The sequence below is a fragment of the Leyella lascolaii genome (genome assembly GCF_900079775.1).
Lineage (GTDB): Bacteria > Bacteroidota > Bacteroidia > Bacteroidales > Bacteroidaceae > Prevotella > Prevotella lascolaii.
This window is the reverse complement of record NZ_LT556050.1, coordinates 154,662-169,595: the sequence shown is the minus strand read 5'-3', so window position 1 is coordinate 169,595 and position 14,934 is coordinate 154,662. Positions and strand designations below refer to the sequence as shown.

Sequence of the window (14,934 nt, the reverse complement as noted above, 5' to 3'; positions counted from 1 at the left end):
GTTTTCGTTAATAAATGTTTATGCACGGCGCGCCGGTATATTCTGGCACGGCTGGTCAGACCGGCTCTGCATACCGGTTTCATCCTTATCGCGTGCTGCCGTCCGCTTATACGGAATGAGGGCTGTCCTGCTCTTGGACAGCCCTCATGACATATGATTTCGCCGTAAATGCGTTCAGACCTATCTCACAATGACTTTTGTCACTATTCCGGCGGCTTTCACAATATACATTCCGCACGACAGACTTATCTCGTTCGCGCCTGCTTTGCCATCTGTCGAGGCTACGGCTGTGCCCGAAGTGGTGTATACACTTATTCCGGCAGCCTTGTCAAGAGTCACGGTGATATGTCCGTCAGCACCGCTTACGCTCACCTTGCCGCTGTTCTCAGCAGCGTCTATGCCGTCGGTTGAGCCTTGCACGTATATCTCGTTGGAGTAGTCGGAGTCGATGTTTCCGTCAGGTCCGTTTGTCGTTGCCTGCACGAAGTATGAGTAAATGTCGTTGCCGCGGTCGGGAGTAGGCACGTAGAACGATGTGCCGCCGAACACAACGTCGCACGAGTGCATGCGGCTGAAGATGTCGCCCGCGCTCATCTCCTGGCTTATGCTTATGCCGTCAATCCACACCGTGCCGCTTGTTCCGTAGTCGGTGTTGTTCTCGTCGTTGAAGGCAATGGCAAGGTAGTAGTTGCTGTATGCGTCGAAGACGAACTCATATTCGCTCATTCTGTCTGTGATGACAGCCTGCTGCCATTCCACTTTGCTCTCCTGGTTGTCGGCGTCGACGCATGCCACGCCTATCATTGTGGCGTCAGAGCACATGTTGTCGTGCATTGCTTTTATTCTCACCGTGATTTTTCCGGAAGCCGAAGCCGTCTGAGTCATGTAGATGGGAGAGTAGAGCATGGAGTAGACACCCATTATTGAATAGTAGTTGCGCAGACCTATCATACCTTCGGCACGTATTGTCGTCGAGCCTTCCCAGTTGGGATGGGCGGTGTATTCGTCAAGAGTCTGTGCGGGATCGTTGTAAAGTGGATTTTCCGTTTTGCCGTCCTTTATCTTGTCGAACGTCTCGTTCTCCACTTCGAAGGTGCCGTCTTGCTCCACCTGATGATATGAGTAGGTGAAGAGAGTGTACCATGCCGCGTTCTCCGCACTGCTCCAGTTTGCCCTGAAACCTTTGTCGCTAACCTCTGTAGCCTCAAGAGCCGTAGGCGTTCCGACACTTCCCGACGCTTCTCTTACGATGCACTGCTGCGACTCTTCAGACGTCAGTGTGCCGTCGGTGGCCTGCACCGAGAAGAAGTAAGTCTGTCCCGGCTCGAGTCCGCTCACCTCGTATGAGGTGCCCTCCACAGCCTTGTCGGTGAGGAGATAGGTCTTGGCATTGTCCTGTCCGTAGCTGAACACGTCGAGCAGATAGCCCGTCGCGCCTGTCACGGCACTCCAGTTCGCAGTGAACGCGCTTTCGGATATGTCTGTCGCACTGACGCTTCCGGGCGCGCTTATCGCTGTGGGTACCTCTTCCTCCTTGGCCTGTATCACCGTGATGTCGTCGATATACAACGGTGCGTTGCCGAAGAACTGTATGAAGGTCTGGGGCTGTCCGCCTTCAAAAGGTATCTCCGCATAGCTCCATTGTGTCGAGGCGTTGATGTATCCGCCGTCGATCGCAGTGGAGCCGCTGCCTGAAATGAGATAGAACTTGCACGGCTCCGTCTCCGCACGGAACGTCACGCACAATGTGAAGTCGCCCCCGTTGGCGGAGAGGTCAAGCGCAGGAGTCATGAGGAGCGAGGTCTGGCTGTCGGCGAGATAGCAGCTTCCGCCAGCCTGATAGACGTCTATTCCAGCCCATCCGTAGGTCTGCACATAGTCATGATAGATGGTTCCGTCAGTGCCGGTGATGACTGTGTTGAGGTCGGGCGCGCCGTCCGCCCCCGACGTCATCTTGTTGAAGTCTTCGCTTATCACTGTGACGAATCCTTCTCTTGCCGTTCCCGCTTCTGAGCGGACGGCGTTCCGCTGTGCCGCAACGCGCACCGGAGTGTCGGCAGTGGAAAGGCGTGTGAGAGGCGTCCCGTCCTTTACGGCGGGGATGGCGTTGCGTGCTGTGTTGCGTTTTGTCCACACACCGTTGTCGGCGGATGCTGTGACAGCCCATGCGCACAGTGCGATGGCAAGTGTCTTTCTTATTAAACTGTTCATGTCTGGTTCTTTATTTTATTATTATTTTGTGAGTTGTTGTGTTTCCTGATGTCTCTGTCTTCACGATGTAGAGCCCCGACTGTCTGATGGTGAATGCCTTCTCCGTTCCCGCCTTTACGTGTACGGTGGCGGTGACGGGCTCTCCTGCCGCGTTGTAGACAGACGTCAGGCAGTTGGCGGCGGACTTCACGGTGATGGTGTTGCCGTCGGCGTATACCTTAGTGCCGCCGTTGTCTGTAGCCCCGTCTATGGATGTCGCAGTGGTTGTCACGGTGGTCTGGCTCATGCGCGACTCGTTGTTGCCCTCGTAGAGGCATGCTATGCCGTAGGTGTGGCGTCCGGAGCTCACTCCGCGGTCTATGAAAATGCCGGAGGATGTGAACCCTATCAGTTCGTTGTCGCGGTAGATGTTGAATCCGAGAGGATACGCCACATCAGCCAGAGGGTCGAATCCGGGATTGAACACAGGCTCTTCGCCCTGTATGAAGTCACCGTCCGAGTAAGTGCGCGGCTGGAGTTCGCAGCGCAGGAATATGTTGTTGTCGAGCATGTCGCTGTGCCACGTGCCGTCGGTGCACACCAGATTGCCGAGTCCGGGGTCGGCTGTCGTGGCGTCGCACACCACAGCCACGGTGCCTATACGGCTTTCGGCGGCGAATCCTATGTAGTAGTCGTAGCCCGGCTCTATGGTCACCGGAGTGCGCAGTTTGAGGGTGCGCCATGTTCCCGAACCGTATTCTGAGGCGTCGCGCTCGCTTATCACCTCCGGCTCTCCACCTTCCTCAGCCCTGTATACGCGCAGTTTGTAGCTCACTTCGCTTTGTGACGTGAAGGGGAAGAACGACACCTCGCTGATGGTATAGCCTTTATACGCTCTCAGGTCGGCGGCTCTGAACTTCTGTGCCACTTCAAGACGGCTGCCGCTGAGCACTGTTATCACGGCATTCTCGGTTGCGGCGGTAAGGTCGGGATTCATGCGTGTGAGGGTGGAGTTGAGTTTCCATGTCAGTGTCACGTCCTGTCCCGCCGCCGATGATGCGACATTCTTTATCTTGTTGTCGGGCACTCTGACCGTGCTTGTGGCGAAAGGCGAGTAGAGACCGTTGCCGTAGCGCACGTCCACCTTGTAGGTGGCGACGGTGGATGTGAGTTCATTGTCAACGTATCCGGTCTCTTTTGTCTCGGCAATCAGCTCGTCATCCCTGAAGATACGGTAAATGTCAATGTCTCCGCTTTCAGGTTCGTCCCAGCGTAGCGACACTATTCCGCGTTTCGCCGTGGCTGTGAGGTTACCCACCGTTGCGGGAGCCTCGCCCTTGACGAACTCGAATGACGCCGTGGTTCCGTCTGAGCTGATGTCGCGTATGGAGAAGTATGAGTATTTGCCGTCATTGGAGTGGGCGGAGGGAAGGGTGGCATCGGAAAACTCCGTGATGCCGTTCTCACCGGGGAACGGTGCTCCTGCGCTGTTTATGTCGCCGTATGACGCTGGTGTCTTTCCCGGTTCGGTTCCGGCGGAGGCGCACACTGTGTACACGCTTTGCCTGTAGTCGGCATTTATCGTGTTCATGTTGACAGTGGAGCGCAGTCTTTGCTCGTCCACATGATACACCACGATGCCGTGTCCGGGCAACGCCCTGTCGAATCCTTCCTGTGTCCTGTTCTCGAGCACGAAGTAGTCGCCTTCGCGCGATGTCTGCGCTATGTATCCCACTGGAGAGGACGATGCCGACGGTATTCCGGTCACAGTGCGGCTCTCGTTGAGATATTGCGGGGTGACCCATCCGAACTGCATCTTCTGCCACATGTTGATGTGTGAGGGCGAGTCGCCCGGTTGCAGCGATTCGTTCCATATGCCTCCAGCCATCAGGTCCCACACTCCGGTGCCTTCAAACTCGCCTCCGCTCTGTTCGTAATCGGAGTCGTAGAAGTCCGGTGCTCCCAGATTGTGGCCGAACTCATGGCAGAACACGCCCACCGTTATCTTCTGTGTGGGCGACGATATGCCGAGCAGCTCGGGCTGTATTGTGTATGTGTTGACACGTATGCCGCCCGCATAGACCTCCGAGAGGAGTCCTCCGCTGTGCGACCAGATGTCGCTTGAGCTTCCCGTAACCTCGGCTCCGGTGCCCTGATGGATGATGGACAGGCCGTCGAGTATGCCGTCGCCGTCGTTGTCAAACTGTGTGAAGTCTATGTCATCGTCCACTGCGTTGAGCGCGTCCGATATGAGCCGCGTCATGTCTTCGGTGCTGTACATGTACTTGTTGGACGGAAGCTGTATCCAGCCTACCACGGTTGTCTCTATGTCAAGCTTTCCGTAGGAGTTCTGAAGGAAGAAGTCGCGGAAGCTGCCCGTGCCTTCGTAGTTCTCGGCGTTCATCATCTGCTCGAACTCGGATGCCGGAATGACGGGCTTGGTGTCGGCGAAGTTCACAAGGAGCATGAGCAGTTTGCGCTTTCCTGTCGTGGGGAATGTGCTGCCGGTGGATAGGGTCGGGTCACCCACAGACATTGTGGAGACGCCCAAGTCGCCGCGCCTGATCAGACGCATCTTGCTTTTTGCCGCAGAGTCGTTGCCCCGGTAAGGGAGCGATGATGCTTTTATGCCATCTCCGTCCTTTTCCGCGTACATCAGAAAACCGTTGTCGGCGCGTTTCAGCAGATAACCCTCTGATGTCTCCATCCAGTGTCTGTGCTCGTCGCCACGCAGTCTGTACTTCACTATTGTGCCGTCGGGCTGCCTATAAGAAATTTCTCCTGGAAATGCCGGTACGGCGTGTACCGGCATCCAGAAGAAACTAAACAGGCAGATGACTAACGATAATCTTATTAGTTTGTTCATCTGTTGTATTTTACAATGTGGTTTGTCGCATTGCCTGAGGCAATGATTATTTTGTCACCTTTATAGACTGTCCGTCGGCTGATATCACATATACACCGCTTGTCCAGTTGCCCGCAGGGATAATCATCTCGCTGCTTACGGCTTTCCTGTCGAACACGGCTGAACCGTTGGAAGAGTAAACGCGGACGCCGGTTCCAGGTTTCAGTCCCGACACTTTGAAGTTCTCGCCGTCTACAGTGGCGTATACCTTTATTGCCTGACCGCCGTTTTCCTTGCCGTTGATGCCTGTCTCAATGTCCATCTTGCCATATACCACCCAAGGCATCACACCGAAGCTGTAGCCGACAAGCTCTTTGGAGAACTCGTCCGCACGGCAATATTCGTTCAGTTTGCCGCTCTTCTCAAACTCGCTTCCGGGTATCGCCTTTTCCGGTTTCACCCAAAGTGTGGTCTGACCGTTGTCGTGTACGCGGGTGTCAAGGCCCACATAAGAGCGTGAGAGGATGTCCGGACTGTACGGCTCCAAGGTGAGTGAGTCGAACTCAAGGGCGATGTAGAACGGTCCGTTTACCACTACGGGCTCTGAGGCGTCGTCGAACTTCACGCTCTCACGTACTGAATAGTAGTTGTCGATTATCATTTCGCTTATCAGACCGGTCTTGCTGTATATCGGATTTGCTACGTCCGGCTTGCCGTCCTTCTCTGGATAGATTACCACTGTGAGCTTTTTGTCTTTATCGAAGGTGCTGTATATGTCGTTGCCTTCCTCGTCCTTGCCGACGCCAAGCTTCTGATCGAACAGGTAATAATTGTGAGAGAAGTAGTTTATTGAGGTCAGTTCCATGTTGCAGTTCTGCGGTACGTCGAACCTCTCGGCAAACGCACGGTAGTATGGGTTGACTCCTACGACAAAGTCGGTGTTTGTCTCGTAAGTGTAGTCATCCTCCACTGTGCCGTCCGCAAGGAACGCCGGTGTGTTGCTCTGTTCGTATATCTTGTCGGTATTCTCGTCTGTTGTCTGTACGCAGTCGGTCTCACCGGCAACGGCGAATTCAGGATAGAATCTCTTGGAAATTTCTTTCTTGCCGCCTTCGTTGGTCGCTTCCAGAGTGACAGTGTAGTTTGCCGACTCCTTGAAAGTGATGGTCGGGTTGACTGCTGTAGCGTCTGATATGACGGCGTCTCCGCCTGTTACGGTCCACAGGAAGCTGTTGGCATCGTCTGTAGTGTTTATCATCTGGACGGTCTGACCGCTGAACAGCTTCGGACCTCCGGTGAACTGAGAGTGCAGAGTGTTGCTGAACTTGAAGTCGGTTTCAGGTGCGAAGACCTCATCAGCCTTGCTTAGCCTGAAGTTGTCCACACATATTATACCGTCACCGGCTCCTGTTGACTGAGCCCAGAAGGCGAAACAGTATTCTCCTGTTGTCTCCGGGGTGAAGCTGTATTCGTAGCGTGTCCACTCGTCTATCGTACCGGTGTGGTCGAGAAGGACTGTCTCCTGCATGTCGTAAGCCTGATCCTGACCTACGGTGAACTTGAATGATGGTGTTGAGGAGCTGCCCGGCATGCAGAGATAGAATGATATCGTATACTTCTGACCGGCTTCCATCTCAAGCAGCGGAGTATAGGCTATGTCGCGGCGGTTGCTTATCGGTGAGCTTGGAGCTACCATGTAGTACTCTCCCGATACAGCCGGCAGACTTGAAGAGTAGGCTGTCACGAACGGATTCTCGCCGCTTGAGAACCATCCGTTGGGCAGATGTCCCAAACCGTTGTAATGGCTTGCGTCATCAAAGTTCTCCGAATAGGGTATTGATGCTGACCATTCCTCGACTGGAGGTTCCTGTGTCTCTTCTGCCTCAATGGAGAAGTCGTCAACGTTAACGAAGCCTGTTTGTGACAGATTGGCTGTCACATTCAGTGCGATACAGTATTCTCCGCTTGTCTCGGGTGTGAATGTGGTCTCCACCTTTGTATACTGACCCTGCGGAACTTCGGCTGTCTCGGTGAGTGCGATTGTCTGTGCCTCCACGTTCTGAGCCGTTCCTGCGGTGACAGAATATGACGGTGCGTAGTTGAAGTCAGTCACGTAGATGTAGAAGGAGACGGTGTATTTCTTTCCTGCTTCCATTTCCAGCATCGGTGTGAAGAGCGCGTCGTGCCTTCCGCTGAGCATTCCAAAACTGCGCACGAAGGTGTCTCCGGAGTATGCGGGCATGTAAGTGTCCTCGTAAGTCTCGGTCTTGAAGCCTGCGTCACCGTTTCCGGAGTATGCTGCCCATCCGTCGGGAAGGTCGCCGCCGAGGGCATAGTGTGTAGCGTCATCGAATGTCTCGGTGAACGGTATTGTGGTGATGAACGGATCAACAGGTGCTACGCTCTCTCCTTCTTTCACGGAGAAATCGTCAACAAGAACTATTCCTGAACCTGTGATCGGTGCTGTAGCGTTGAGCGCGATGCTGTATTCACCGTCTGTTTCAGGCGTGAATTTGGCCTCGACAAGCGTCCATTCGGTATGCATTATCATTTCTTTCTCAGCTATTACGATAGTCTGCGCATCGGCGTTCTGTGCCGTTCCTGCCGTAATCTGGAATGAAGGCTGGCGTCCTGGGTTGTATGCTGTAGCATACATATAGAACGAAACGATGTATTCCTTGCCTCCTTTCATCGACATCAAAGGCGTGTACAGGTAATCGTTCCTGTGATTGAACATGTTGGCTTCGCTTGACACATAGTAGTCTCCGGAGTATGCCTTCAGTCCGTTGTCATAGTACTGAGTCTTCACAAAGCCTTTCTCGTCCTCGTTTCCGGAGCATCCGAGCCATCCGTCCGGCAGGTCTCCGCCGAGTGTGTAATGCGTTTCATCATCGAATGTCTCGACGAAGGGGATTGTAGTCTGATAGCCTTGAGCCATGGAAGACAACGTCCCCGTTAGCGACATCGCCATTGTGGCGACCGCCGTGAATAGTAAATGTTTTCTCATAATGTATTAATGTTTGGTGATTATAGTTCTTTTGTCAGTGACTTTACGCGGAAATTGTCTGATGATATGCAGTGATATGCGTAATGTCAACAATCTGAGCGCAAAAGTAATAAATTGTTCTAACAATACTTCGGTAAAAATTTACCGCGCTAAAAGTTAAACATTTGAAGCCGGCTATCCGGTTTCACTATATAAAAGTTCATTGAAATACTGTCAATAACTATCGCTTGAGCAAGCTGTAAAAGGTCTAGAAAAGACTCTGAAAAATTGTCTAAAATATTGATAATTAGGCAATAAAAGTATTGNTCGCTAGCATCAATATCGCCAAGGTCGCCTGCAAGGAACTGGGAATACCGTTCTCAATATCATCCTGCAAGTCGATCATCCATAACGCTTATATGCTCAATCGATTTATTTGCGTGTTCGGTCTGCAACCGGACTCACAAGTTATTGACAAACTTTTCAAAGAACTGGTTTTATTTACTGCCAGGGCCGCTTAGGGCCTGGAAAATTTAACGAACTATTGTTCTAAAATATGCAAATGTATTTCCTTAAAATACCAAAGAAGCTTAACGGATTATTCAATCTGATGTTTTAAGACCGGTAAAAGCATTGATTTGCAAATTAATATTGATTTTGCGTAGAAACTGAAAGGCGTGTGTGAAAGCTTGTTTGAGCCGGAGTTTTACGCTCATGCCTTTATTATCACGCGTACATTAATCCTATATTGCGCGCTCATGGCTCCTGTATCACGCATTCATTAATCCTGTATTACACGTTCATGGCTCCTGTATTACGCGCTGAGGAATCCTATATCGCGCACTTGGATATTTTATATTACGAATGGGGAAATGCTATATTATGCACTCGGAACTTCTATATTGTACATGCCGGAATCTTATATTATGCGCGCCGAACCTGTATATTATGGATGCAGAGAATCTTAATGATTACACATTATTATATATTATAGATTGTAGCTTTAACAGTATTTGAAGAAATATATTCTTTTGTTTGACTGCAAAAGAAATTTTTTCTATCTTTGTGTCTGTTTCATCATCACTTTGCCGGAGATGGATTTATTGTGCCGCTGTTGTAAAAGCAGGAGGGGCGACGGCTTGTGATGATGCCTGATTCTGAATGACTGAAAACTAAATACAGTATGAGGAGACTTTTTTTTATTTTATTAGCATGTGCCGTTATTCCGTGTCTGGCTGCACCGGTAATGACGGCAGACTATAATGTAGTGCCGCTTCCCAACAGCGTGACAATGACCGGTGACAAACCGTTTGAGCTTACCACGTCAACCACAGTCGCCTACCCGGAAGGGAATAAGGACATGGAGCGTAACGCACAGTTTCTTGCCAGGTATGTGAATGATGCCACAGGAATGACTCTCAGCGTAGTGCCTGGAAAGGCGAAGAAAGGCATCCGGCTCGTGCTCGACAAGAAAGTGAGCGGTGAAGAGGCTTACACCATTATGGTGGATAAGAAAGGTGTGACGATAGCGGGTAGCACTCCGAAAGGCGTTTTCTATGGTGTGCAGACCTTGCGCAAGTCGTTACCAGTAGGCGCGGCAACGGTAGTGCGACTTCCGTCGGTGAAGATAAGCGACAGTCCGCGTTTTGTCCACAGAGGCATGATGCTCGACTGCTCGCGCCATTTCTTCCCTCTCGAATTCGTGAAACGTTATATTGACCTCATCGCCATGCACAACATGAATGTTTTCCATTGGCATCTGAGCGATGACCAAGGCTGGCGCATAGAGATAAAGAAATATCCCGAGCTCACCACAAAAGGCTCGCGGCGTTCCGGAACGGTCATAGGTTACAACACAGCCCTTGACGACAGCATCCCATACGGAGGCTATTACACACAGGAACAGGCACGGGAGATTGTGGAATATGCCCGCCAGCGTTACGTCACGGTGATACCCGAGATAGACATGCCGGGACATATGCTCGCCGCGCTTGCCACCTATCCTGAGCTCGGATGCACGGGAGGACCTTACGAGGTGGGTCATCGCTGGGGCATATATAAGGATGTCCTGTGTGTTGGAAACGACAAGATATACGACTTCTGTGAGGGAGTCCTTGACGAGATAATGCAGATTTTCCCTTCAAAACTCATACATATAGGCGGAGACGAGACGCCTACCGAGGTATGGGAGAAATGTCCCAAGTGCATCAAGAGAGCCGAGGACAACAACATGACGGTGAAACAGGTGCAGAGCTATTTCACCTCCCGCATCGAGAAATACGTAAACAGCCGGGGCAGACGCATTATAGGATGGGATGAGATATTGGGCGGAGACATCTCCCAAAGTGCCGTAATACAGAGCTGGCGCGACACCAAGCACGGACGCATAGCCGCAGAGGCGGGTCACGATGTCATAATGTCGCCAACGTCACACTGCTATTTCGACTACAGTCAGGCAGACGAGAAGAACTCAAAGTATGAGCCTACCCTGTGCGGAGGATACATACCCGTGGAGAAAGTTTACGCCTTTGAGCCGTGCGACGAGAACCTTTCCGAATCATCCAGACCGCACATACTGGGCGTGCAGGCGAACATATGGGCGGAATATCTGCTTTATCCCAATCAGGTGGAATATCAGGCTCTGCCCCGTATGGCGGCACTCGCAGAGGTGCAGTGGACTTCCGGAAAGAAGGACTATCAGGCTTTCCTGAAACGCCTCAACAGACTCGTGAACTTCTACGACCTTTACAAACTGACTTATGCCAAGCATTTATGGCCCGACCGGATAACCTCGCCGTGGGAATATAACTGACGTTACGGTCGCCGGCATATGCACAGGTGACAGTAGAAAGATAGGTCTATCGATAAAAAATATAATATATAACGACAATGAGAGTAATAATAGAACAGGATTATGAGAGTATGTCGCGGTGGGCGGCTGAGCATGTGATAGAGCGTATAAACAGCTATAAACCGGAAGGCGGACGCAAGTTTGTGCTGGGCTTACCCACAGGTTCGTCACCTGAAGGCATGTACAGGGCGCTTGCCGAGGCGTGCGCACAGGGGCGTGTGTCCTTCAGGAATGTGGTGACATTCAATATGGACGAGTATGTAGGACTGCCAGAGAGCCACCCGGAAAGCTACCATTCGTTTATGGCACGCAATCTTTTCGACCACGTGGACTGTCCCAAAGAAAACATTCACATACTCAACGGCAATGCCTCAAATCTTGAGGAAGAGTGCCTCCGATATGAGGAGATGATAAGAGAGGCAGGCGGAATTGACCTGTTTGTGGGCGGCATAGGACCTGACGGGCACATCGCGTTCAACGAGCCTGGCAGCTCGCTCTCTTCCCGCACAAGGGTGAAGACTCTCACCACGGATACCATCGTAGCCAACTCCAGATTCTTCGACAACGACATCAATAAGGTGCCGCGTCAGGCACTGACGGTAGGCGTGGGTACGGTGATGGATGCGCGCGAGGTGATGATTCTTGTAAACGGACATGCCAAGACACGCGCCTTGCAGGCAGCGGTGGAGGGTCCTGTCACGCAGATGTGGACCATCAGCGCCCTTCAGATGCATCCCCACGGCATCATAGTGTGTGACGAGGCTTCCACCGACGAGTTGAAGGTAGGTACCTACCGATACTTCAAGGACATAGAGAAAAACAATCTTTAACCCAAATCGGTCATTAGAACGCCGATTGTACATTTAAGGTTTATTGTCAGATCTTCACTCTTCTTCCGCATTGCTGCCGTCGTCTTGTATACAGCTTTTCCCCGATGTAGCCCGCTACATCTTCGATAAAGCTGAATGCAATACGGCTGACAGCAGCACGAAATAAGAATGGAAGTCTGATGACCGATTCGGGTTTAAACATCGTGTAACGACCGTCACCCCGATGGTGACGGTCGTTTTTTTTTATACAGCATATATGAATGAAAACAGGAAAGAGTGGGTGCCTGACGAGTGCCAGCGACAGGTGATCGAAGCGCAGAGCGGCATCCATCTCGTGCTTGCTCCTCCGGGATGTGGCAAGACACAGATTCTCACCGAGCGCATACGCAGGGCGCATGAGAAGGGAGTGGCTTTCGACGACATGCTCTGCCTCACTTTCACCAACCGGGCTGCACGCGGCATGGCGGAGAGAATAAGCGCGAACATTGCCGACGAGGACGCCCGCAACGTCTATGTGGGTAATGTTCACAGGTTCTGCTCGCGTTTTCTTTTCTCCAACGGGGTTGTGGCGGCAGAGTCGTCTGTCATAGACGATGAGGACGCTCTGAGCATACTGGCGCGTATAATGGGCGACGACGAGTACGACATAACCATGAACAACCGCCGCCGAAGGGAGTATGCGGAGGTGATGCAGCTCTCCGTTCTCATGCATCAGATAAGACACGGTCATCCCAAAAGCCTGCGCATACATCCCGAGTGTCTCAGGATGGAGGACATAAGCGCTCTGCGCAAGATATGCGAAGTGCAGCGAATGGCGTTCGATGCAAAGGGAATGACCGATATATATGACAACACCTCGTTCTATCGCGACGCCTCCAACGGCGACGGATACGATTACGGCACGAGAGCCATGATAGCCACCCTGTTGCGCAAGATGTCGCTCGCGCGTCAGTATGAAGAGTATAAGCGTGCCAACAGACTTCTCGATTTCGAGGACCTTCTTGTGATGACATACGACTCGCTGAGGGCTGACAGCGACGGGAAATACAAGCGTTATCCGTGGATTCAGGTGGATGAGGTGCAGGACCTCAACCGTCTTCAGCTCGCCATAATCGATGAGCTGGGAGGCGACAGTCCACTGGCGGTGATGTATCTCGGTGACGGGCAGCAAGCCATATTCTCGTTCATGGGAGCCAAGACCGAGACGCTCGCGATGCTGAAGAGCCGCTGTGAGGGCAACGTACATCATCTCAACGTCAACCACAGGTCGCCAGCCTACATGCTTGAGGTGTTCAACACGTATGCGTCAAAGGTTCTTGGCATAGACGCCGGTCTGCTGCCTGTGCACAGCTACGACGTTCCCCGTGACGGAGACGAGCTGAAGATACTCACCAGCGAGAACTATGACACTGAGGTGAGGGACGTGGCGCAGGCTGCTGAAACGCTGTCCGACAGATACGCCGGTCAGACCACCGCCGTCATAGTGAATGCCAACCGCGACGCCGACCTCATAAGCGCGGAGCTCACGGAGCACGGAACGAGCCATTTCAAGGTGTCGGGTTCCGACCTGTTCTCGTCTCCGGAGGTGAAGCTTCTGCTCGCTCATCTCAACATACTTGCCAACGGCAACAACTTCATCGCGTGGGCGCGGTTGCTTAAGGGACTGAAGGTCTTCGCGCAGAACGCCACGGCACGCAGGTTTGTAAGGGCTCTGCTCGACCGCGGCATATCTCCTGCCGACCTCGTGGAATATGACGGCACCGGCACATATCTGCAGGAGTTCGTGTCCGTATATGATGAGTCAGACATCGTGGTGTTCGACACCGAGACCACCGGACTCAATGTCTTCGAGGACGACATCGTGCAGATTGCTGCGGTGAGGATGAGACACGGGCAGATAGTGGAAGGCTCGGCTCTGTCGCTCTTCATCGCCACCGACAGGGAGATACCGCGCATGCTGGGCGACGTGGAGAATCCGGTGATAGAGGAGATGAGCCGCCACGAGCTGCTCGACAGGAAAGAGGCGTTGCTCATGTTCATCGACTATGTGGGCGACAGCGTGCTTCTCGGGCATAACGCCGGTTACGATTACAACATTCTTGAGAACAATCTGAAGAGGTGTGGCAGCGGTGTGGAGCTGCGGCGGCGGTGTCCCCGATGTCTCGACTCGCTCCGCCTTGTGAGACTCATTGAACCGGAACTGAAGGAGCACAAGCTCAAATACCTGCTTGCGGCACTCGGTCTCGAGGGCAGCAACTCGCATCTTGCCGACGAGGATGTGGCTGCCACGTGCAGCGTGGTGAACCATTGCTACGCCAAGGCTCGCGACATGCTGGCTGAGCAGGGGCGTTTCCTGAGCGACCGCAGGGTCGCAGGCTATGTGGCTGCGTTGCGCCGCAGGTATGCCGATTTCCATCGGCGGGCACGGGATATGATGGTGCGTCGCGACCTGAATGGCGGACGTCCGGTGCTCGTTGACGAGATGATGCGCTTTTACAACAGTCTTTTGGAAAACGAAACCATACTTCCCGTGCCAAACATAAGATATATCTCGGATTTCCTCTCTGCCGATGTCATCGACTCGTCTGCTTATCCCTCGCTTGCCGAACAGCTCGCACGGTATATGATGGAGATAAACACTTTCAAGGAGGCTGACCTTTGCAACAGTGCAAGTCTCAAGGAACGCATATTCGTCACAACCATACACAAGGCGAAGGGACTCGAGTTCGACAATGTGATTGTCTTCGATGCGATAGAGGGAAGGATTCCCAACTTCTACAGCCGGGACAATCCCGAGATGCTTGCGGAGGACGCGAGAAAGTTCTATGTGGCTATCTCGCGGGCAAGACGACGCTTGTATGTGTCTTATTGCACCACGAGGCGCGACTGGCACAACGAGCCTCACAGGCAGTATCTCACACGTTTCATGATGCCTCTTCAGAAACTGTTCGGGTCGTGAATGAGCCGGAAGCGTGGTGAGGGTGGGAGAGTGAGGAGGTGAGAAAGTGTGGAGGAATGGCGGGTATTAGTATAACGTCAACTCTATGAGAATCGCGTGGAGACGTAAAAGATGGATTGTGGCTCAAAATAAGCGATATTTTGGAGGGTAGATATAATATATTGGATATCAGGATGTTGCATGAATCATTCTTTCGGATAGACTCTCATGTCATACAGAAATGGCTTTTCTGCGGTGCGGGAAAGCCTTTTCCGTACTCCGGAAGAGCCTTTT

At 52.4% G+C, this 14,934-nt stretch carries 6 protein-coding genes and 1 pseudogene; 4 read left to right on the top strand and 3 right to left on the bottom strand.

What is annotated here, in order from left to right:
* Positions 1-180: 180 nt before the first annotated feature.
* The 3 genes from BN4609_RS13145 to BN4609_RS13135 are packed head-to-tail and all read right to left on the bottom strand — an operon-like array spanning position 181 to position 8,042.
* Complete coding sequence (locus tag BN4609_RS13145; RefSeq protein WP_068857088.1) at positions 181-2,211, bottom strand: fibronectin type III domain-containing protein; 2,031 nt, start codon at positions 2,209-2,211, stop codon at positions 181-183.
* A gap of 10 nt (positions 2,212-2,221) precedes the next feature.
* A complete protein-coding gene (locus tag BN4609_RS13140; protein ID WP_084791627.1) occupies positions 2,222-5,056 on the bottom strand; it encodes a M6 family metalloprotease domain-containing protein in 2,835 nt (944 codons plus the stop codon).
* 46 nt (positions 5,057-5,102) lie between these two features.
* Positions 5,103-8,042 (bottom strand): carbohydrate binding domain-containing protein, encoded by a 2,940-nt coding sequence (locus BN4609_RS13135; RefSeq protein WP_084791625.1) that lies wholly within the window; start codon positions 8,040-8,042, stop codon positions 5,103-5,105.
* Between the two features lie 308 nt (positions 8,043-8,350).
* Between BN4609_RS13135 and BN4609_RS17195 the strand changes: the two are divergent.
* From BN4609_RS17195 to BN4609_RS13115, 4 genes and pseudogenes are all read left to right on the top strand, one after another.
* Positions 8,351-8,542: pseudogene (locus BN4609_RS17195) on the top strand (transposase); the annotation flags it as partial.
* Between the two features lie 662 nt (positions 8,543-9,204).
* Positions 9,205-10,833 (top strand): beta-N-acetylhexosaminidase, encoded by a 1,629-nt coding sequence (locus BN4609_RS13125; protein ID WP_068857084.1) that lies wholly within the window; start codon positions 9,205-9,207, stop codon positions 10,831-10,833.
* Between the two features lie 77 nt (positions 10,834-10,910).
* The gene (gene nagB, locus BN4609_RS13120; protein ID WP_068857083.1) at positions 10,911-11,702 is read left to right on the top strand and encodes a glucosamine-6-phosphate deaminase; all 792 of its coding nucleotides are present in this window, start codon (positions 10,911-10,913) and stop codon (positions 11,700-11,702) included.
* Between the two features lie 256 nt (positions 11,703-11,958).
* On the top strand, positions 11,959-14,661 hold the full coding sequence (locus BN4609_RS13115) for a 3'-5' exonuclease (RefSeq protein WP_068857082.1): 2,703 nt from the start codon (positions 11,959-11,961) through the stop codon (positions 14,659-14,661).
* Positions 14,662-14,934: the final 273 nt, after the last annotated feature.